Source organism: Mesorhizobium erdmanii USDA 3471 (assembly GCF_000472705.1).
In the GTDB taxonomy this organism is placed as follows: domain Bacteria; phylum Pseudomonadota; class Alphaproteobacteria; order Rhizobiales; family Rhizobiaceae; genus Mesorhizobium; species Mesorhizobium erdmanii.
In genome coordinates this window covers 38842-58159 of record NZ_AXAE01000029.1, presented here as the reverse complement: position 1 = coordinate 58159, position 19318 = coordinate 38842, and the positions used below count along the sequence as shown (strand labels likewise).

19 protein-coding genes are annotated in these 19318 nt (G+C 63.9%); 6 read left to right on the top strand and 13 right to left on the bottom strand.

Going from position 1 to position 19318, the window contains the following annotated elements; translation table 11 throughout:
• Positions 1 to 29: 29 nt before the first annotated feature.
• On the bottom strand, positions 30 to 1580 hold the full coding sequence (locus A3AU_RS0122970; protein WP_027054967.1) for a trimethylamine methyltransferase family protein: 1551 nt from the start codon (positions 1578 to 1580) through the stop codon (positions 30 to 32).
• An 89-nt stretch (positions 1581 to 1669) separates the two neighbouring features.
• Here A3AU_RS0122970 and A3AU_RS0122965 point away from each other — a divergent pair, with 89 nt between their 5' ends.
• Positions 1670 to 2572, top strand: a complete 903-nt coding sequence (locus tag A3AU_RS0122965) for a LysR substrate-binding domain-containing protein (RefSeq protein ID WP_027054966.1) — start codon at positions 1670 to 1672, stop codon at positions 2570 to 2572.
• 50 nt (positions 2573 to 2622) lie between these two features.
• Here the strand turns inward: A3AU_RS0122965 and A3AU_RS0122960 are convergent, their stop codons facing one another.
• Complete coding sequence (locus A3AU_RS0122960; protein WP_027054965.1) at positions 2623 to 2931, bottom strand: putative quinol monooxygenase; 309 nt, start codon at positions 2929 to 2931, stop codon at positions 2623 to 2625.
• A 108-nt stretch (positions 2932 to 3039) separates the two neighbouring features.
• Between A3AU_RS0122960 and A3AU_RS0122955 the strand changes: the two genes are divergently transcribed.
• On the top strand, positions 3040 to 4002 hold the full coding sequence (locus A3AU_RS0122955) for a GlxA family transcriptional regulator (protein WP_027054964.1): 963 nt from the start codon (positions 3040 to 3042) through the stop codon (positions 4000 to 4002).
• Positions 4003 to 4057: 55 nt separating this feature from the next.
• Positions 4058 to 5932, top strand: a complete 1875-nt coding sequence (gene mutL / locus A3AU_RS0122950) for a DNA mismatch repair endonuclease MutL (RefSeq protein WP_027054963.1) — start codon at positions 4058 to 4060, stop codon at positions 5930 to 5932.
• Between the two features lie 74 nt (positions 5933 to 6006).
• Here the strand turns inward: mutL and A3AU_RS0122945 are convergent, their stop codons facing one another.
• Positions 6007 to 6900, bottom strand: coding sequence for a DMT family transporter (locus tag A3AU_RS0122945; protein ID WP_027054962.1), 894 nt, complete (start codon positions 6898 to 6900; stop codon positions 6007 to 6009).
• 92 nt (positions 6901 to 6992) lie between these two features.
• On the opposite strand from A3AU_RS0122945, the gene A3AU_RS0122940 reads away from it, so the two are divergent.
• Entirely contained in the window at positions 6993 to 7919 is a 927-nt protein-coding gene (locus tag A3AU_RS0122940; protein ID WP_027054961.1) for a LysR substrate-binding domain-containing protein, read from the top strand.
• Between the two features lie 25 nt (positions 7920 to 7944).
• On the opposite strand, the gene A3AU_RS0122935 is transcribed toward A3AU_RS0122940, so the two are convergent.
• Positions 7945 to 8532 carry a hypothetical protein gene (locus A3AU_RS0122935; protein WP_027054960.1) on the bottom strand — a complete coding sequence of 196 codons (588 nt, stop codon included), beginning with the start codon at positions 8530 to 8532 and terminating at the stop codon, positions 7945 to 7947.
• A 125-nt stretch (positions 8533 to 8657) separates the two neighbouring features.
• Here A3AU_RS0122935 and A3AU_RS0122930 point away from each other — a divergent pair, with 125 nt between their 5' ends.
• Positions 8658 to 8891, top strand: coding sequence for a DUF2093 domain-containing protein (locus A3AU_RS0122930; protein WP_027054959.1), 234 nt, complete (start codon positions 8658 to 8660; stop codon positions 8889 to 8891).
• A gap of 48 nt (positions 8892 to 8939) precedes the next feature.
• Here A3AU_RS0122930 and lpxK read toward each other — a convergent pair whose 3' ends face one another.
• The 7 genes from lpxK to epmA all read right to left on the bottom strand — a co-directional run bounded on the left by lpxK (position 8940) and on the right by epmA (position 15752).
• A complete protein-coding gene (lpxK, locus tag A3AU_RS0122925) occupies positions 8940 to 9965 on the bottom strand; it encodes a tetraacyldisaccharide 4'-kinase (RefSeq protein ID WP_027054958.1) in 1026 nt (341 codons plus the stop codon).
• Position 9966: 1 nt separating this feature from the next.
• Positions 9967 to 11283 (bottom strand): lipid IV(A) 3-deoxy-D-manno-octulosonic acid transferase, encoded by a 1317-nt coding sequence (gene waaA / locus A3AU_RS0122920; RefSeq protein ID WP_027054957.1) that lies wholly within the window; start codon positions 11281 to 11283, stop codon positions 9967 to 9969.
• Entirely contained in the window at positions 11280 to 12071 is a 792-nt protein-coding gene (locus A3AU_RS0122915) for a lysophospholipid acyltransferase family protein (RefSeq protein WP_027054956.1), read from the bottom strand. Before A3AU_RS0122915 ends, waaA begins: the two co-directional genes overlap by 4 nt.
• 5 nt (positions 12072 to 12076) lie before the next feature.
• Positions 12077 to 12322: a DUF4170 domain-containing protein gene (locus A3AU_RS0122910; RefSeq protein WP_027054955.1), complete on the bottom strand. Its 246-nt coding sequence runs from the start codon at positions 12320 to 12322 to the stop codon at positions 12077 to 12079.
• Between the two features lie 76 nt (positions 12323 to 12398).
• Entirely contained in the window at positions 12399 to 13208 is an 810-nt protein-coding gene (locus tag A3AU_RS0122905) for a 3'(2'),5'-bisphosphate nucleotidase CysQ (RefSeq protein ID WP_027054954.1), read from the bottom strand.
• Positions 13195 to 14538 (bottom strand): TldD/PmbA family protein, encoded by a 1344-nt coding sequence (locus A3AU_RS0122900; protein ID WP_027054953.1) that lies wholly within the window; start codon positions 14536 to 14538, stop codon positions 13195 to 13197. Before A3AU_RS0122900 ends, A3AU_RS0122905 begins: the two co-directional genes overlap by 14 nt.
• A 167-nt stretch (positions 14539 to 14705) precedes the next feature.
• The gene (gene epmA / locus A3AU_RS0122895; protein ID WP_027054952.1) at positions 14706 to 15752 is read right to left on the bottom strand and encodes an EF-P lysine aminoacylase EpmA; all 1047 of its coding nucleotides are present in this window, start codon (positions 15750 to 15752) and stop codon (positions 14706 to 14708) included.
• Between the two features lie 123 nt (positions 15753 to 15875).
• On the opposite strand from epmA, the gene efp reads away from it, so the two are divergent.
• Positions 15876 to 16445: an elongation factor P gene (efp, locus tag A3AU_RS0122890; RefSeq protein WP_081294356.1), complete on the top strand. Its 570-nt coding sequence runs from the start codon at positions 15876 to 15878 to the stop codon at positions 16443 to 16445.
• 115 nt (positions 16446 to 16560) lie between these two features.
• On the opposite strand, the gene A3AU_RS1000000138220 is transcribed toward efp, so the two are convergent.
• A complete protein-coding gene (locus A3AU_RS1000000138220) occupies positions 16561 to 18564 on the bottom strand; it encodes a glycosyltransferase (protein WP_081709632.1) in 2004 nt (667 codons plus the stop codon).
• A gap of 14 nt (positions 18565 to 18578) precedes the next feature.
• Complete coding sequence (locus A3AU_RS01000000135890) at positions 18579 to 19313, bottom strand: TylF/MycF/NovP-related O-methyltransferase (RefSeq protein WP_245235550.1); 735 nt, start codon at positions 19311 to 19313, stop codon at positions 18579 to 18581.
• Positions 19314 to 19318 lie beyond the last annotated feature (5 nt).

Sequence of the window (19318 nt, the reverse complement as noted above, 5' to 3'; positions counted from 1 at the left end):
TGGTTCCCGACGGGTCTTCGCCCTTTGCGTCAACTCACAGTGTCCGGCAGCTTCTCCTCGCGCCGCGCGATCAAATCCCTGAGACCTTCGGCGATACCCTCGTCGAGCTTCGGCTCTTCGTAATCGGCGAGCATGTTGCGCGCCTTCTCGCGGCCGCGCGTGTCGTGGTCCTTCGCCCCTTCGGCATTCCACTGCTCGTAGGAATTGAAGTCCATGATCGTGGGCATGAAGAAGGCGGACTCGAAGTGTTCGAGCGTGTGCTGGGTGCCGAGGAAATGGCCCTGCGGCCCGACTTCGCGGATCGCCGCCATGGCTTCCTTGAAATCGTCGAACGGCAGCCCGCCGGCATATTTGTACCAGCCGACAAGCTGCTCGCAGTCCGTGGCGAACTTCGAATAGCCGCAGGTCAGGCCGGCTTCCAGCCATCCGGCGGAATGCCAGATGTAGTTGGCGCCGGACAGGATGGCGGCATGCATGAGCATGTTCGATTCGTATCCGGCCTGGGCGTCGTTCAGCTTCGAGCCGACATGGAAGCCCGAGGTGCGCCATGGCAGCCGGTATTTCCGCGCCAGCGCGCCCATCAGGTACATCATCTGGGCGGCCTCCGGCGTGCCGCCCATCGGCGCACCGGTCTTCATATCGACCGTGACCATGAACTGGCCGTAGATCTGCGGCGAGCCTGGGCGGATGAGCTGGGTCAGCGCCACGCCGGCAAGTGCCTCGGCGTTGACTTGCGCCACAGCGCCGACGGCGGAAGCCGAGGTCGAAGCCCCGCACAGCGCGAAAGGCGCCAGGATCAGCGGCTGATTATGGCTCGCGTAGACCCGCATGGCGTCGATCATGGTGGCGTCCCACACCAGCGGCGAATTGCAGTTGGTGATCGCCACCAGCACAGGGTTGTCGCGCACGAACGCCTCGCCGAAGACGATGCCAGCCATCGCCATCGTATCCTCGGCGCGCTCCTTCGACGTTACTATGCCCATGAACGGCTTGTCGGAATGCTTCAGCGCCGAATGGATGATGTGCAGGTGCCGTTTCGGCACCGCTATCTCCATAGGCTCGCAGATGACCGAGCTCGAGGAATGCAGCGCCGGCGCCATGTAGGCCATTTTGTGGAAATTGTTGAGATCGGCGAGCGTGCCGTAGCGCCTGTTGTTATCGAGGTCGCGCACGTAGGGCGCGCCATACATCGGCACGAAAATCGAGTTCTTGCCGCCGACGCGCACGGTGCGCTCGGGGTTGCGCGCATGGAGCGTGAACTCGGACGGCACTTTCGAAACGAGTTCCATCAGCAGCGCACGGTCGATGCGGACACGCGTCTCCCGGACATCGGCCCCAGCCGCCTTCCACAGCTCGATCGCGCCGTCGTCGCGAAATTCGCAGCCCACCTCCTCGAGGATCTTGAGCGATTCCTCGTGGATCAGTTCCACCGCCTCGTCGGGTACGATCTCATAGACGGGGATCTTGCGCACCAAGGTCGGAAAGGAAGCGATCGGCGCGCTTCTTAGTGCCTTGCGGCCAAGACGGCCACCGCCACGGCGATGGGTCTGTTCGGTCAATTCGACGGCCGGTGCGTTCATGGAGCCTCCTTCTTCCCGCCACACACGTTAGCGACCCGAAATATGGCTGTGACGCTGGAAAATCCTGATCTTCTGTATAAGCTGTGCTTATGCGAAGCCTGCGCCACCTCCTGCCCTCAGCCGGCAGCCTGATCGTCTTCGAGGCGGCCGGCAGGCTGTCGAGCTTCACCGCCGCCGGGCGCGAGCTCGGCATGACGCAGGCAGCTGTCTCCTATGCGGTGCGCGGGCTGGAAGAACAGCTCGGTGCCAAGCTGTTCCAGCGCCGCCACCGGCAGGTCAGCCTGACCGAAGCCGGCGAACGTTTCCATGCCGATGTCTCGCTGGGGCTGTCGCATATTCGCAAGTCGGCCGAGGATCTGCGCCTGCAGGCGACGGGCGGCCATGTGACGCTCGCCGCATCGACCGCTTTCGGCTCGTTCTGGATGATGCCGCGCCTGCAACAGTTCCGCGACGAATTGCCAGGTATCGATCTGCGCATCCAGACCGCCGACCGCGACCTCGACATCATCGCCGAAGGCATCCCGCTGGCGGTGCGCGGCGGCGAGCCACGGGACTGGCCAGACTACCATTCGCTGCCGCTAGCCGATGAGGAGATTTTCCCCGTCGCCGGTACCAGCTACCTGGCCAAGTTCGGCATGCCGACCAGCGTTGCGGACCTGACCATGCATCGCCTCATCCATCTCGAGGAGCCTTACCGCGAGGCGGCGAGCTGGGACGAATGGTTCCAGTCAGCCGGCGGCAAACTGGGCGACACCGCGCGCGGCTTGCGCATCAACGATTATGGCCTGGTGATCCAGGGTGTGATGGAGGGGCAAGGCATCGCGCTCGGCTGGCGGCACCTAGCCGAGCGGCTGCTGGCTACAGGTCTGCTGGTGCAGGTGACGGATCATGTGCTCAAGACCGGCAAAAGTTTCTACATCGTCTGGCCGAAGAACCGCGAGCTTAGCGAGAATGCCCGCAAGGTCAGGGATTGGCTGGCGGCGCAGGCATAGGTTCGCGGCGCAATCCGGCGCGTGACCGGATTGCGTTCACATGCTGGAGATCAGACCGAACCGTCGTTCTTGAGGCCGAGCACGTCGATCTTGTCGATGGTCGGCGGGCCGACAAACAAGGTTTCGGCATTGGCCATCAATGCCTTGGCAATCTCGCCGGTGAGATGCGCCTGTCGCCCAGCCTCGTCGTGGAACGCATCGAATACGCCGAAGACGCGCTGCGAGAGCTGCAAGGCGAACCAGATCGGTGTCCCGGCTTCCTGATTGGCGAGTTGCAACCCGGTCGCGAGGAACGCGGCCACGTCCTTCTCCTTGCCGGGCTTGGCTTCGAAGCGCGCGAACAATGCAAGTTTGATCATATGTCTTCTCCTCGTCGTTTGCACGGCCAAGGCCGTCGATGAGCATAGTCGCAGCATCGAAGCGGAAACCGTATTGGCAATAATGACATCTTTGATATCATTATTGCCATGAACATCTCCGTCCTTGCGCTCGATGGCGTCTTCGACACCGGCCTGGCCACCATGCTCGACGTTTTCGGCACCGCCAACGAACTGGCTGGAATGATGGCGACGTCGCCCGGCCGTTTCGTCACCACCGTCGTCGGGGTGAGCGATACCGTCTACACGGGACAAGGCCTTCAGGTGCCAGTCGTCTCGATGGGCACTGAGCCGCCCCCCGATTGGCTCATGATCCCGGCGATCGGCCAGAAGATGCCGGATCCGCTTGCCGAGGCATTGAAGCGAAGCGACATCGCCAGGGCGACCAGGGCGTTGCGCGCCGCCGCCAATACCGGCACCCGTATCGGGGCCGCCTGTATCGGCACTTTCATCCTGGCGGAAACCGGCCTGCTCGACTGGCGGCCGTCGACCACGACCTGGTGGCTGGCGCCGATGTTTCGGCAACTTTACCCGCAAGTGCGGCTCGACGCCTCGCGTATGCTGATCAATGACGGGCAGTTCGCGACCGCTGGTGCTGCACTCGGCCATATCGATCTGGCTCTGATGGTCGTCCGCCAGGCAAGCCCGGAGCTGGCGGCGCTGACGGCGAAATATCTGATCGTCGACAGCCGGCCGCTGCAATCGGCCTACGCGATCTCGGACCACCTCAGCCATTCGAACCCGCTGGTCGAGCGATTCGAACGCTGGGCGCGCGGCCATCTTGCCGCCGGCTTCGATCTCAACGAAGCGGCATCGGTGCTGGGTGTCAGCAAGCGGACGCTGTCGCGACGGGTCAATGACGTGTTGGGCAAGACGCCGCTGTCCTATTTCCAGGATCTGCGCGTGGAGCAGGCTGTGCATTTGTTGAAGAGCACATCCGACAGCGTCGATGAAATCGCGGCCAAGGTCGGGTATGGCGACGGGGTGACGCTGCGCAACCTGTTGCGCCGGCGGCTGCACCGGGGCGTGCGCGAAATCCGTGCTGCAAACTGAACCACTCGGGCAATTCTCCCCTCCCGCATGACACGAATCCGCCTATACTGTCGTCATGCCCATTCGCCAGCTTTCCGAAACGATGATCAACCAGATCGCCGCCGGCGAAGTCATCGAGCGTCCGGCAAGCGTGGTCAAGGAACTGGTCGAGAATGCGCTGGATGCCGGCGCGTCACGCGTCGAAATCGTCACGTCAGGCGGCGGGCTGAACCTGATCCGCGTCACCGATGACGGTTACGGCATCCCCGAACCGGAGCTTTCGCTGGCGATCGCGCGCCACTGCACGTCCAAGCTTGCCGAAGATATCAATGACATCCGCTCGCTGGGCTTTCGCGGCGAAGCGCTGCCGTCGATCGGTTCGGTGTCGCGGCTTTCGATCCGGTCGCGCACCGCTTTGGGCGACAGCGCCGCCGAGATCGGCATAGAGGGTGGCCGTGTGCTCCCCGTCAGGCCGGCGGCAGCCAACCGTGGCACCACCGTCGAGGTGCGCGACCTGTTCTTCGCCACCCCGGCACGGCTGAAATTCATGAAGGGCGAGCGCGCCGAAAGCTCTGCCACCAGCGATGTCGTCAAGCGTATCGCCATCGCTTTCCCCACCGTGCGGTTCACGCTGGCCGGCACGGATCGGTCGACACTTGAATTGCCGGCGACCGACGACGGTCCGGAAGGCAGCCTGCGCCGCGTCGCCCAGGTCATGGGGGCCGAGTTTCCCGCCAATTCGATTGCCATCGACGCGATGCGCGAAGGTGTGCATCTCACCGGTCACGTCTCGATCCCGTCCTTCACCCGCGCCAACGCGCTGCAGCAATATGCCTATGTCAATGGCAGGCCGGTGCGCGACAAGCTGATCGCCGGCGCCATTCGCGGCGCCTTCGCCGACGTGCTGCCGCGCGACCGCCACGCGGTGACGGTGCTGTTCCTGACGCTCGATCCGGCCATCGTCGACGTCAACGTCCATCCGGCCAAGGCCGATGTGCGCTTCCGCGATCCAGGCCTGGTGCGCGGGCTGATCGTCGGCGCCATCCGCCAGGCACTCGCCGATGCCGGCATCCGCTCGGCCACGACGGGAGCCGCCGGCATGATGGCGGCGTTCCGACCAGGCGCCGCCGCCTACGGCCATGGCGGCCCGGCCAACGGTCATCGCAGCTACGACGCGGCCTACCGCGCGTCAGGTTCGGCTGGCTTCGACGCGAACCGATCGCCGCAGCGGCCACTCGACATGGGTTTCGAGGGCGCCGGTTTCGAGCATAGCGGCCTGCGTGAGAATGAGCAGGCGGCGTTCGATAGCGGCCCGCTTGTCAGCGCCGATGCGCGCGCCGGGCAGAGCGAGGCGGCCGAGACGCTGCTTGGCGCAGTGCTCGGTGCGGCTCGCGCCCAAGTGCACGAGAACTACATCGTTGCCCAGACCAGGGATTCGCTCGTCATCGTCGACCAGCACGCCGCTCATGAACGGCTAGTTTACGAAGCCCTGAAGAACGCCCTGCATTCGCGCCCCGTCCCTTCGCAGATACTGCTTCTGCCCGAGATCATCGATCTGCCGGAAGAGGATGCCGAGCGTCTGGCCATGCATTCCGAAACACTGGCCCGCTTCGGCCTCGGCATCGAGCGTTTCGGCCCGGGAGCGGTGGCAGTGCGTGAGACGCCGTCGATGCTGGGCGAGACCAACGTCCAGCAATTGGTGCGCGATCTTGCCGACGAGATCGCCGACAACGACACCGTCGAGACACTCAAGGACAGGCTGGACAAGATCGCCGCCACCATGGCCTGCCACGGCTCGGTGCGCTCCGGCCGTCTGCTCAAGGCCGAGGAGATGAACGCGCTGCTGCGCCAGATGGAAGCTACGCCCGGTTCCGGCACCTGCAACCATGGACGGCCGACCTATATCGAGCTCAAGCTGGCGGATATCGAGCGGCTATTCGGGCGGCGGTGAAGGCGCTCTCGGCGCAGTTCGCTGCCTCTCCGTAGGGGAGGTTTCGATTCAGGGAAACCTTCCAACCTTCTGTTCTACCTCTTCAAATTCACCACGATGACGCCGCCGAGCGCCAGCGCGCCGCCGAAGATGCCGAGCAGGGTCGGCACTTCACCCAGCCAGAAGAAGCCGATCAAGGCGGACATCGGCGAGACAAGGTAGAGGAAATTCGAAGCGCGCGCCGCCGGCAGTCGCGACAGGGCCGTCGCCCAGGCGGCATAGGCGATCAGGCTCGGCACGATGCCGAGATAGATGACGGCGCCGAGACCGGCGGTGTCGGCGACGGCGGCCTGCTGGAAAGCGGCGGGCAGGAAAGGCGCCAGGCAGAGCGCACCGAGCACCATGTTGGACGCCGCGATGGTCAGCGGGTGGTGGCGGGCAAACAACGGCTTCTGGACGATGGTGTTGACAGCCGAGCAGAGCGCGGAGCCAAGCACCAGCAGCGCGCCGGCGTTGAAGTGCAGGCCATGGCCGTCGGCCACGGCGATAATGCCAATGCCGGCAAAGGAGATGGCCGTGCCGAGCCAGGCCAGGCGCGAGAAGCGCTCGCCGAGAAGCGCCATCGCCATGATGGCGGTGAAGATCGGGCTCACATTGATGATGAAGCCGGCGGCGCCCGCCGAGACCGTCAATTCGCCAAAATTGAGCATGGCTGTGTAGAGCGCGACGAAGATGGCGCCGCCAAAGGCAAAGCGCCACAATTCGCCGATCCTCGGCAGCGCCGGGCGCTTGACCGCAAGGAAGATCGCCGCCGGCACCGCGGCGATGGCGAAGCGCAGCGCGCCAAGCTCCAGCGGCTGAAAGGCGGCAAGGCCGGCACGGATCGCCGGAAAGGCGGACGCCCAACCAACCACCGTCAGCGCAACCGCGACAGCCGCCGTGGTGTCCATCCGCTGTGTCTGATTCAACGTGCCCGTCATCGCGCCCATCTCACTGTCCTCCTTGTTCTTCCATCTCGAAAGCCACAGAACGCCTTTTCCTGCTGGTTGACAAACGACCAAATCGAGGATCACCTGTGACTATGGATCACAGCTCAGATACGATGGTTCCGCTCGAAACCTTGCGTGCCTTCGACGCGGCGGCGCGCACCGGCAGCTTTTCGGCGGCTGCCGAAAAGCTCAACATCACCCATGGCGCCGTCAGCCGGCAGATCGCCAAGCTCGAGGACTGGCTGGGCTTGAAAGTGTTCGATCGCGGCGCGCGTGGCGTCTCACTGACGATCGAAGGTAACCGGCTGCATCTGCGCACGTCGGAGGCTTTCGCGCTGATATCGAGCCATTCCGATCGCTGGGTCGAGCCGCGCGGCACGGCGGTGGTGCGACTGACGTCGATCCCCTCTGTCAGCGGGCTTTGGCTGATGCCGCGCATGGCGGCGCTGGAGAACAATCCCGCCAAGCTGCGCATCGTGCTCGATGTCGACATCCGCCAGGCCGACCTTGCCGATGAAGGCATCGACCTGTCGATCCGCTGCGGCCGGGGCGGCATTCCAGGCCGCGTGTCGGTGCAGCTGTTCGAGGAGCATGTCTTCCCGGTCGCCTCGCCCGAACTGGCGCGCGAAATCGGCCGTGGCGATCCTGCCCGGCTGCTGAGATTTCCGCTGATCAACGATTCCGATGCCTCAGGCTGGCGTGCCTGGTTCGCCGCGCAAGGTATGGACTATCGCCCGCGCCCACAGGACCGCCGTTTCGAAGACTATAATCTGGTATTGGATGCCGCTGCCTATGGGCTCGGCATCGCGCTGGCGCGTCCGCCGCTGACCGGGCATCAGCTGGAATCGGGCCGCATCACCGCTGTCGACGAGCGCACCGCGCTCAATCCGGTGTCCTACTGGCTTGACCGGCCGCTGGGACGGCCACGCACTGCCGCCGCCGACCTTGCCCGCCGCATCGCGCAGCAGGCCGGATTGGCGCCGGACAAGATCGAGGCTTTCATCGAAGCGGAGCGATAGGCCTCCTGGCCTATCGCCGATTCGTTCAGCGAAGCAGCAGCAAAACGAACCCGAACATCACTGTCGCCAACAAGCCGGTCATGATCGACACAAAGCCGATCCTCACCAGCAAACCCTCGGGGTTGGCTGCCGCAGCGTGGGATTGATTGATAGGCCTTCGCCGTCCCGCCGGCGTAGCCAGGGCAGCAGCGTTTTGCAGGACAGGAGCCTGCGGCGGGATAAACGACAGCAAGGACACCCCGGCAGCCCTGGCGGGAGCGTTGTCATTGGCCGTTGCCGAAGGCGGTAAGGCGCCGCGCTGCGTTTCAGCTTCGGGCGCTGCCTTTCTCCCCACCACCGTTGCCAATACCGCCTCGTCGCGCGTATCGAGCTGGACCTGATAGGCTTCGACGATACCGGAAGAAGCGATCTGCTGCGATTTGACGGCGATGGGTGCCACAGGCATCGCCAGCAAAGCCGGCGCCGTGCGTTGGGCGAACAGGGAGGGCGCGGCGGGCTGGACCAGTTCCCTGACCAGCGCCGTCCTGACCGGATCGGCTTTCGCCAACGGCACGGGCTGCGGCGTCACCGCCTCCTTGAGCAAGGAAGCCAGGCGGGCGGAAGAAATATCCATCATGCCCCCAAAACAGAAACTTTTAAGATTGTGTTAACGCCTCAGCATTGTCCCAAGCTTGTCACATGCTTGACCTGGCCCGCGATTTGTGGCGATGAAATCCGTATGAACCTCGGCACCACCGCATGATGAACCGTTTCGAAGGCCCGGGCGGCAAGGAAGCCCGCATCCGCTATCTTGATGGCGATTTCCAGGTCACCAGCCCCGGCTCGTTCGTGCGCTGCGCGGTGACCGGGGAAAGCATCCCCCTGGATGAGCTGAAATACTGGAGCGTCGCCAGGCAGGAGCCTTATGTGAGCGCCACCGCCTCGCTGCGCCGCGAAATCGAGGTGCATCCGGAGCTGCGCAGCCGGCGCTGAGGGAGCGGAAGCACGCCCGAGTGCGCCACAGACGACGCCGATTGCTGTTCAGCCCCTCAGCTTGCGCTGCCGCCAGGCATCGAGCGTTTCCTCGATGATGCGTTCGGGAACGTGGTCGAGCTCGAACACCGCGTCGATTTCCAGCACCTCGAGTTTGTCGAGAAAGTCCTGCGCGGCGCCGTGGCGCAGCCGGGCGGCGTCCTTGGCGGTGGTGATGAGGCCGATGCCTTCGGCAAGCGCCGTCGCCGCCAGTTCGGCCAACTCATCCTCGGCATAGAAATGATGATCCGGAAAGGGCTTTGAGAGAACGACCTCGCCGCCTGCCGCCCGCACCGTGTCGAAGAATTTGTCAGGATGGCCGATGCCGGCGAAGGCCAGGAAGCGCTTGCCGGCAAGCCCCGCCTTGCTGTTTGGCTCGGTATGAGCCTCGAAGATCGGCCGGCCGGCGCGCGCCGCTTGGCGCACCACGGCGTCGGCGGCGGTACCCTCGCCCATCTTCAACAGTCCGCTGGTGAAGACCAGCTGGTCGACGATCTTGGCCCGCAGCGGGCCACCCGGAATGACACGGCCATTGCCGATGCCGTAGCGGGCATCGACCACGACCAGCGCATAATCGATATGGATGCGCGCGCTCTGAAAGCCATCGTCCATGATCAGGAAATCGCAGCCGTGCTTTTCCATGAGCAGCCGGGCGCCGGCGGCGCGGTTCGGCGTCACCGCCACCGGGGCGTGTTCGGCCAAAAGCAGCGGCTCGTCGCCGACATGCTTGGCGGCATCGTGATCGGCATCGACGACGTGCGGCTCGGCGAAGGATCCGCCGTGGCCGCGCGACAGGATACCGGGCTTCAGTCGCATGCGCTTGGCCTGTTCAGCGAGCGCGATGGCCACCGGCGTCTTGCCAGTGCCGCCGACAGTGAAATTACCGATGCACAGAACCGGCGCCTCGATCTTCTCACGGCGGGCCCGCCGCATGCCACGGCCGGCAACGAGTGCGTAGATAGCCGACAACGGCGACAGCGCCAGGACTTTCCAGTCCGGCTCTTCCCACCAGAATGGTGGTGCTTCGGAGGCCACGCTAGCGCCCGTTGGCGCCCTTCAGGCGCGACTTGACGACCAGCGGCTGGATATAGGGTTCGAGCGATCTCAGCGTGCGCGCCAGCGCGCCGCGCATCTCGTCGACGGTCGCGATCCCTGCCGCCATCATCTCGTGGCGCGCCACTTCGTTGGTCAAAAGGAAATTGACCGCACCTGCCAGCATGTCGCGATCGCGCACCAGCTTGGCGCCGCCGCTGTCAATCAGGCGCTGATAGGCTTCGCGGAAATTCTGAACGTTGCGCCCGGCCAGAACCGCGGTGTCGAGCATGGCCGGCTCGAGCGGATTCTGGCCGCCCTCCGAGGTCAGCGAGCGGCCGACGAAGGCGATCTCGGTCAACCGGAGATAAAGCCCCATCTCGCCGATCGTATCGCCGAGCAGGATATCGGTGTCAGGCCCGATGCGGTCGCCCTTGCTGCGCCGCGCGACCTTCAGGCCCATGCCGGAAATCTGCGCGGCAAGGGTTTCCGCCCGATCGGGATGGCGCGGCACCACGATCGTCAGCAGGCCGTGGTGACGTTTGTGCAGCGTCGCGTGGACTTCCGCCGCGACCACTTCCTCGCCATCATGGGTCGAGATTGCCGCCCAGGTCGGTCGGCCGCCGATCTGCCGCTGCATGGTGGCCAGCGCCCGTTCGTCGACGGGCGGCGGGTTGGTATCGACCTTGAGGTTGCCCGACACCGTCACCGGCCGGGCACCCAGTGCGCGAAAACGCTCGCCATCGACATCGGACTGGGCGACGACATGGGCCAGGTTCTCGAACAGCGCCTCGGCGATGTTGGCCCGCTTCTTCCACGAGGTGAACGAGCGATCGGACAGCCTGCCATTGACCAGCACCTGCGGTACGTGGCGCGCGCCAAGTTCGAGGATGGTCATCGGCCAGATTTCGGATTCGGCGATGATCGCCAGGTCCGGCCGCCAGTGGTCGAGGAACCGGCTGACCGCCGGCTTCAGGTCGAGCGGCACATATTGGTGGATGATGCGGTCGCCGAGCCGCTCGTCGGCAACCTGGGCCGATGTCACCGTGCCGGTCGTCAGCACGATGTTGACGCCATAGTCGAGAATGCTTTCGACCAGCGGCACGACGGCTATGGTCTCGCCGACGCTCGCGGCATGGATCCAGATCACGGGCCCTTCGGGGCGCGGGCGGCCGGCGACGCCGTAGCGCTCGCGGCGGCGGTTGCGGTCTTCCTTGCCGCGCGAGGTGCGCCAGGCGACATAGGGGCCGACCAACGGATAGGCTGCCGCACCGGCGAAGCGGTATGCCGTCAGCATGGTACGCGCCCAGCGGCCGCTCATCGCCGGCCATCCACGAGACGATAGGCCTCGGCCGTCGCGGCATTGAGAGCGGCGGTGACTTCCTGGCGCTTGCGCTCCATTTCTGCGTCGTCGGCGTCGGCCGCCACGAAAATCGGCGTGCCGATGGTCACGGCGGATCGGCCGAACGGCAGGTTGATGGTGGTCTTGTCCCAGCTCTTCTCCAGCACCTTGCGGCGGCTGGTGGCGATGGCGACCGGCAGCAACGGCCGGCCCGAAAGGCGCGCCAGGAGAACGATACCGAGCCCCGCGTCGCGCGGCGTGCCGTGCGGAATGTCTGCGATCATGGCAACGTTCTTGCCGGCAACGAGCGACTTTTTCAGGGCGATGAGCGCTTTGGCCCCACCCTTGTCGAGATGCCTGGCATTGTCGCGCCCACCCGAACCGCGCACCGCCTCGATGCCGAATTTCTCCAGCATCAGCGCATTGAGCTCGGCATCGGCACTGCGCGACACCATGGCGACCAGCGGTTTGCGCTTAGGATAATAGGCTGGCGTCAAAAGATGCTGGCCATGCCACAGAGCGATGATGCCGGGCTCGAACTCAGCATAGGCGCCGCCCGAAAAGCGCGCCGATCCGGCGACCAGGGGGCTGGTCAGGCGAACCAGGCGCACGAATTGGGCGAGCAGGCTGGCAATGGCGTTCTTGACGAATCGCGACTGCGCTAGCGGTTCGCGGATCTTGCGCCAGAACGCCTTGGTCGTGCGGCTGCGGCCCCTGCCGGTGGACGCGGCCTCGCTGGCTGGCTCCTTCGCCAGGTCATGCTCCATCGAAGTCAACCGACGACCTTGCTGTCGGGGTCCAGAAGGCGATGGAGATGAACGACGAAATAACGCATATGGGCATTGTCCACGCTGGCTTGCGCCTTGGCCTTCCACGCCGTGTGCGCGGATTGATAGTCCGGATAGATGCCGACAATGTCGAGCCCGTCGAGATCCCGGAACTCGGTGCCGCCAAGCTTCTTCAGTTCGCCGCCGAACACCAGGTGCAAAAGCTGCTTCTTCCCGTCTTCCGCGGTCATGCCGGTCCTTCACATATTGTGAGTTTGTGACAGGTCTAGACCAAAGCCGCCGACTTTGGAACCTGCGAATGTGGTTTCACGCATGCAGTCCGGCGATGACATCGACGAGCACCGCCAGCAATTCACCGCTGCCGGCGGCGAGCGCGCCATGGCGGGTCACCTCGCCGGCATAGAGCGGCGCGCGGCCATGCGGGTCGAGCAACAGGCCGCCGGCCTCGCGCAGGATGAGATCGGCGGCGGCGATGTCCCAGTCATGCGCATTCGGCTTGACGAACGTGGCGTCGAGCGTGCCATTGGCGATCATCGCCAGTCGATAGGCGAGCGAAGGGCTGTAGGGCGCCCGTGTCAGCCGCTTCTGCCAGTTGGCCGGCACCAGGTCGATCAATTGCTTCAGCCCTGATATCTCGGCCTTGTCGCCAAGCGTACGCACCGCGATGCGCTTGCCGTTACGGAAGGCGCCTTGGCCGGGCTGCGCCCAGTAGGTCTCGTCCATCGCCGGACATTCGAGCACCCCGGCAAGCGTTCGGCCATGTTCGACGACGGCGACGCTGACGCACCATGTGCGCTGTCCCTCCAGGAAGCCACGCGTGCCGTCGATCGGATCGACGACGAAGGTGCGGCGCGCCGAAAGCCGGGCCGGATCGTCGACCGTCTCCTCCGACAGCCAGCCGTAATCCGGCCGCGCCGCCAGCAGCGTGTCGCGCAGATAGGCGTCCGCCGCATGATCGGCTTCGCTGACCGGCGAGGTACCGCCTTTCATCCAGACCTGCGGGCTGTTGCCGAAGTAGCGCATGGCGATGAGCCCCGCCTCGCGGGCGGCGTCGCGCAGCAGCGGCAGATCCCCAATGTCGCCGGAAGGGGAAGCGGTCGGTTCAGGCCCCGGCAAGGGTCATGCCTTCGATCAGGAGCGTCGGGGCGGCGGTGCCGAAATTGCGGTCGAGGTCGTTGGCGGGCACCATGTTGAGGAACATCGTCTTCAGGTTCGAGGCGATGGTGACTTCGGCGACCGGATAGGCAAGCTGGCCATTCTCGATCCAGAAGCCGGACGCGCCGCGGCTGTATTCGCCGGTGATCATGTCGACGCCGTGGCCGAACACTTCGGTGACATAGAAGCCCGTCCTGAGCGACTTGATCATATCCTCGGGCGAACGCTCGCCCGGTTCGATGGCGAGATTGGTCGAGGACGGCGAGACGGAAGAACCACTGCGCGATCCGCGCCCATTGGTGACAAGGCCGAGTTCGCGTGCGGCGGAAGTCGACAGGAACCAGTGGTTGAGCACGCCCTTTTCGACCATGAGCAGCTTCTCGCCCTCGATACCTTCGCCATCGAACGGACGCGAGGCCTGGCCACGCGGTCGGAGCGGCTCGTCGGTGACGGTGATCGCGGATGCGGCCACCTGCTTGCCCATCATGTCGCGCAGGAACGAGGTCTTGCGCGCCACGGACGCGCCATTGATGGCCCCGGCGATATGGCCGGCGATGCCGCGCGCCACGCGCGGATCGAACACCACGTCTACCGGCCCGGTCGCAGCCTTGCGAGCGCCGAGGCGGCGCACGGCGCGTTCGCCGGCTTTTCGGCCGATGTCTTCGGGCGCATCGAGATCGGCAAAATGCAGGCGCGAGGAGAATTCATAGTCGCGCTCCATGCCGGTGCCCTCGCCGGCGATGACGCTGGCCGAACGCGAGAAACGCGAGCCGACATAGTGGCCAATGAAGCCGTGCGAGGTGGCCAGCACCAGCCCGCCGAGACCGGCACCGGCGCTGGCGCCGGACGAATTGGTCACGCCCTTGACGGCAAGCCCTGCCGCTTCCGCCGCCAGCGCTGCTTCCTTCAACTGGTCGGCCGACACTTCGGTGGCGTCGAACAAATCGAGATCGCGCGTTTGCTTGGCCAGCAGCGCCGGGTCGGCGAGACCCTGAAAGGGATCCTCGGGCGAGACTTTGGCCATGGCAACGGCTCGCTCGGCCAGCGAGCGCGGATCGGACGCGGCGGTGGCCGAGACGCTCGCCACCCGCTGGCCGACGAAGACGCGCAACGAGACGTCCTCGGCCTCGGACGATTCGGTAGCCTCGACCTTGCCGAGCCGCACCGACACTCCAGTGGAGCGGCCGCGCACGGCGACCGCGTCGGCAGCGTCGGCGCCTGCCTTTTTGGCGGCCTCGACAAGTGCCGCGACGCGGTCGGTCAGTTTTTTAGCGTCTGATGTGTCGGCCATGCCCGTGATCCTGCTTGTCGCGGCCAGCTTGCGGCCGCGCCCACCCATCTATTGTTCCGACCCGGCTTGTGCAATGGCGAAGACCGGAATCCATGGCGTGATTGCCGCCGGCATCGGCATGGACTCCAGGCCAGCGGATGAAGGGGCAACCCCTGCGTTTGGTGGTCTCAGGACGCCGCCACAGGCGTCCAGATCACATCCTCGATCTTCTGGGCGCCGGTTGCCAGCATGACCAACCGGTCGAAGCCGAGCGCGATGCCGCTAGCCTGCGGCATGATGGCGAGCGCTGCGAGGAAATCCTCGTCCAGCGGGTAGCACTCGCCATAGATGCGCTGTTTCTCATCCATCTCGAGGATAAAGCGCCGGCGCTGCTCCTCGGCATCGGTCAGTTCGCCAAAACCGTTGGCGATCTCGACACCACAGCAATAGAGCTCGAAGCGCTCGGCGACGCGCGGGTCGCGCGGGCTCGGCCGGGCAAGTGCGGCCTCCGCGACCGGATACTCGTAGAGGATGGTGGCGCGGCCGAAGCCAAGATTGGGCTCGATCTTTTCCACCATCACGCGGCTGAACAGGTCGGCCCAGCTGTCGTCGGTCGCCGTGCGCAGACCCGCACGGGTCAAGGCGGCGTAAAGCGCATCCCGATCGGTGCCACCATCGGCGGCGACCGTGGCCAGGAGATCGATACCGGCAAGGCGGGAGAATGCGTCCGCCACCGTCAGCCGCTCCGGTTCGGCAAACGGATCGCAGTCGCGGCCCCGGAAGGAAAAGCGCGTGGCCCCTGCCCTTGTCGCGGCCAACGCCAGCAGATCGGCGCAATCGCGCATCAGGTTCTCATAGGCCTCGCCCACCCGGTACCATTCGAGCATGGTGAATTCGGGATGGTGCAAGGGGCCGCGCTCGCGGTTGCGGTAGACCGGCCCGAGGCTGAAAATCCTGACCTCACCGGCGGCGAGCAGCTTCTTGCAGGCGAATTCCGGCGAGGTGCGGAGATAAAGCGGCGAGCGCGCGCCATCCGGTCCGACCGCCTCGGTGGCGAAAGCCGCCAGATGCGCCTCGTTGCCGGGCGACACCTGGAGCGCCGACGTTTCGACCTCGATGAAATCGTTTTGGGCAAACCAGTCGCGCAAGGCCGCGGTGAGGCCATTGCGCAACAGCAATCGCGGGCGGCGGTCGGCGTGGACATGTGGCGTCCACCACGGTGAAGCAGCGGTCATGGGTGGTTTGCAGGCATGCCGGTGAGCATGGGGGGCTGGCGGTTCGCGCCAAGATGCGCTAGGCCCCGTTCCAGCGCCGCACAAGCCGGCAAACGCCCGTCAACTCTCGCAGGATAAAAAACCGTGGTGAAAGTCATCGCCAGTTCGCTCCGCAAAGGCAATGTCGTCGACAAGGACGGCAAGCTTTATGTGATCCTCTTTGCCGAAAACATCCATCCAGGCAAGGGCACGCCCGTGACGCAGCTCGACATGCGCCGCATTGGCGACGGGGTGAAGGTGTCGGAGCGCTACCGCACCACCGAGCAGGTGGAGCGCGCCTATGTCGAGGAGCGCGAGCACACCTTCCTTTACGCCGACGGCGAAGGCTACCACTTCATGAACCCGGAAACCTACGACCAGGTGGCGGTGACGGAAGCCGTGGTCGGCGATGCAGCCCCCTATCTGCAGGAAGGCATGCCGGTGCAGGTCTCGCAGTTCAACGGCATCGCGATCGCGCTCGTGCTGCCGCAACGCGCCACCTTCGAAGTGGTCGAGACCGAGCCGACGACCAAGGGCCAGACGGCCTCGTCTTCCTACAAACCCGCCGTGCTCTCCAACGGCGTGCGCACCACCGTGCCGCCGCACATCGCGCCGGGCACCAGGGTGGTGGTGATGACGGCCGATGGGTCCTATGTGGAGCGTGCGAAGGATTAAGGGCAGTTGATTGGTTCAGCCGGCATCTAGCCCAGGCCGGCACCAAGCTGCGGCCAGCTGCTTTCGGACGGCATAGCCGGATTTTGGGCTACGGGAAGGGCGGCCAAGAGAGTCTCTAGCTCTTACCGGTCATGATCGACTGGCGTTTGCCTTGCTGTCGTTTTTCAAAGACGACAATGCTGTCATAGACACAGATTGAGTCCGTCGAATTGGTGAACGCGGTCGCCGACAATGTGCCGCGCGCGTGATGCGCATTGATCTCGTCGAGCTTCCTCTTGACGAATTCCATGAAAGACCCCGGCTTGCGGAGCCCGCCGCCATAATCATCCCAATAGCTCGTATGTGTATCCTCGACGAGGTAAATCCCGTTCGGCTGCACGTGCTGATAGAGATGCTCAAATGTCGCAACCACATGATCCATCATGTGACTGCCGTCATCGATGACAATGTCTATGGGGCCGTACTTGCCAACGACCCTATCGAGAAGTTCAGTGTCATCCTGACTGCCGATAAAAACCTCAATGCCTTCTGCCTCGTGTGCCTTGCATGCAGGGTCGATATCAATGCCAACAATCCGAGCCCCCTCACCGAAATAGGCTCGCCACATTTCAAGCGATCCTCCTTTGTAGACGCCCACCTCCACGACGACAGGCCTCCGGTTCCTGAACCTTTCGAAATGACGTTCATAAACGTTGAAATAGTGCAGCCATTTGTATATCTCCTTGCCGCTGTTGTTCAAAAAATACTGGTGCAGAAATCCACCCATCAAATTCTCCTCGACCTCTGATTGTACCGATACTAACCGCCTTGACAGCTCTCCTCTTTCTTCCCCCAGATTGGCTTGGAGCCGCGCAACCACTGGCTCCACGGCACCGGAGTTGAGATCCAACGCCTTTCGGTACTGAACCGTAGCCTTTTCAGTCTCGCCAATGGCGAAGTACGCATCGCCGATTCCGGCAAAGTAGGTGGCATCTCGAACCGGATTATGTCGAGCAAGAATGCCGGAAAATGCAAGAAGTCGCGACGCCGCCAGTTCCGCGGGAGCATGTGTGCTTGCCATGCGAAGGATATCTGCCGCCGCTTGGTAATGCCCTGATTGAAACTGTACCTTGGCCAAGCTAACCAGTGTTGCTGCTGTCTGATTCGTTGGTGGGGAACCCTCTGGCGGCTTCAGTTCCGCCCTAAACCCGGCGACAACGGCCGGGCCAACCCTGAAAGGGGATGCTATCGTTGCACGGGCAAGATGCGGCAACAGTGATCGAGGCAGTGATCCCACAAACGCGGAAGGGATATGAAATCGAAGGTCCTCCTGTCCCCTTAATGCATCCCTTTCGGCCTTCCAGCGTATCCAGTTCTTGGACTGCTGTTCTATGGGTGCGTTGGTGGATATGCCGCCGTGCAATTGGTGAAATGTTGCCTCTCCCAAAGTGAGGATTAGCTTTGCCTCCGGCAGGTTCATCGCACGCTCTAACGTATCGAGATTAACGAGGCCGCCTCCAGGCTGTCTGAAACGTTCATCCATGCCACCGATCGCGTGCCAACTCTTCCTGCTCATGAAGAGAGCATTGGCTTCGGCTATCGGCGAGAACCACGGATCGACCGAGGACTCGTCCATCGTGCCGATTTCGAACAGTCGATATCCGTCCTCCGGCCATCGGATCGATTGCAAAAGCGAATCCTCGACCATCCGTGTATATCCATTCCGGGGCGCATTGCCCTGAATGTCGCTCCCAAGGTACCATCCGGGCGCGGCCACCACTGCAGCCCGCCCCATGACTGTGCCGACGCCAGCGAAATGCACCAAGCCGGGCGTGACAATACGTGCACCGTCGATCATGACGCCGATCTTGTCTCCCCGGGCCGCCATGATTCCGAGGTTCACGGCAGCTGCGGGCGAAGGTGACGCGTCATCTATGCATAGCAGGCGAAAGTTCGGCCCATATTCCTCTACAAGGCTCGCGCTGACCGCAGGTGATGATCCATTGTCGACGACGATGACTTCATAGTCGTTGGTCGTCACTCCTTGCTGATAGGGCAATGCAAGTGAAAGCAGGGTTCGGGGCAGTTCTCGGGGAATGTTGTAGGCAACAACAATGACCGACACGTGGTTCTGCTTCATCGCGCTTCCGTGCCTCAGGTGTCGGCAATGGACTTCTGCCACCAACCGCCGGTCCAGTCTATCTCGTACATCTGTGCGGTGATTTGGTTGCGTGCGCGGTAATCCTCGACCGCCTGACGGCAAGTCGGCAGCGCCAAGTCATCGATGATCGCGAAACCGCCGGGCGACAGCCTTGGATAGAGCGCCTCGAGGCTGTCTATTGTCGACTCGTATAGATCCCCGTCCAACCGGATCAGGGCGAAGGGACCAGCTTTCAGGCTGGGTAGTGTGTCGCCGAACAGTCCTTTGACGAAGACCACCTGCTCATCCAGCAAATCATAGGCGGCAAAATTTGATTCAACCTGCGCTTGATCGATCGCCAATTGACGGAACTCGTGCAGCCTGTCGCCGCGATCCGCCGGAAAATTCTCGGGATCGGGCGGCGGCAGACCGTCGAATGAGTCGGCGACATAAACCTTCCTGTCCTTGATCCCGTTGGCGGCCAGCACGCCGCGCATGAGGATGCAGCAGCCGCCGCGCCAGACGCCGGTCTCGATAAAATCCCCGGGCACATTCTCATCAATGGCGCGCTGGACGAGGTCGCGCAGATTGGTCAGGCGCTTGATGCCAGCCATCGAATGGGCGACCGTTGGCCAATCGCGGCCATTGAGCCGATCCTCGCGATTGAACGGAGTCGACTCGCCAATTCTCGCGGGGTCCATCACCTGCGAGCCGGAGCCGTAGATTGTATTGGTAATGATCTTGATCAAGAGAT

Excerpts from the sequence above, each read along its gene's own strand:
- A3AU_RS0122970 (WP_027054967.1), bottom strand. The coding sequence starts at position 1,580 with ATGAACGCACCGGCCGTCGAATTGACCGAACAGACCCATCGCCGTGGC.
- A3AU_RS0122965 (WP_027054966.1), top strand. The coding sequence starts at position 1,670 with ATGCGAAGCCTGCGCCACCTCCTGCCCTCAGCCGGCAGCCTGATCGTC.
- A3AU_RS0122960 (WP_027054965.1), bottom strand. The coding sequence starts at position 2,931 with ATGATCAAACTTGCATTGTTCGCGCGCTTCGAAGCCAAGCCCGGCAAG.
- A3AU_RS0122955 (WP_027054964.1), top strand. The coding sequence starts at position 3,040 with ATGAACATCTCCGTCCTTGCGCTCGATGGCGTCTTCGACACCGGCCTG.
- mutL (WP_027054963.1), top strand. The coding sequence starts at position 4,058 with ATGCCCATTCGCCAGCTTTCCGAAACGATGATCAACCAGATCGCCGCC.
- A3AU_RS0122945 (WP_027054962.1), bottom strand. The coding sequence starts at position 6,900 with ATGGGCGCGATGACGGGCACGTTGAATCAGACACAGCGGATGGACACC.
- A3AU_RS0122940 (WP_027054961.1), top strand. The coding sequence starts at position 6,993 with ATGGATCACAGCTCAGATACGATGGTTCCGCTCGAAACCTTGCGTGCC.
- A3AU_RS0122935 (WP_027054960.1), bottom strand. The coding sequence starts at position 8,532 with ATGGATATTTCTTCCGCCCGCCTGGCTTCCTTGCTCAAGGAGGCGGTG.
- A3AU_RS0122930 (WP_027054959.1), top strand. The coding sequence starts at position 8,658 with ATGATGAACCGTTTCGAAGGCCCGGGCGGCAAGGAAGCCCGCATCCGC.
- waaA (WP_027054957.1), bottom strand. The coding sequence starts at position 11,283 with ATGAGCGGCCGCTGGGCGCGTACCATGCTGACGGCATACCGCTTCGCC.
- A3AU_RS0122915 (WP_027054956.1), bottom strand. The coding sequence starts at position 12,071 with ATGGAGCATGACCTGGCGAAGGAGCCAGCCAGCGAGGCCGCGTCCACC.
- A3AU_RS0122910 (WP_027054955.1), bottom strand. The coding sequence starts at position 12,322 with ATGACCGCGGAAGACGGGAAGAAGCAGCTTTTGCACCTGGTGTTCGGC.
- A3AU_RS0122900 (WP_027054953.1), bottom strand. The coding sequence starts at position 14,538 with ATGGCCGACACATCAGACGCTAAAAAACTGACCGACCGCGTCGCGGCA.
- epmA (WP_027054952.1), bottom strand. The coding sequence starts at position 15,752 with ATGACCGCTGCTTCACCGTGGTGGACGCCACATGTCCACGCCGACCGC.
- A3AU_RS1000000138220 (WP_081709632.1), bottom strand. The coding sequence starts at position 18,564 with ATGAAGCAGAACCACGTGTCGGTCATTGTTGTTGCCTACAACATTCCC.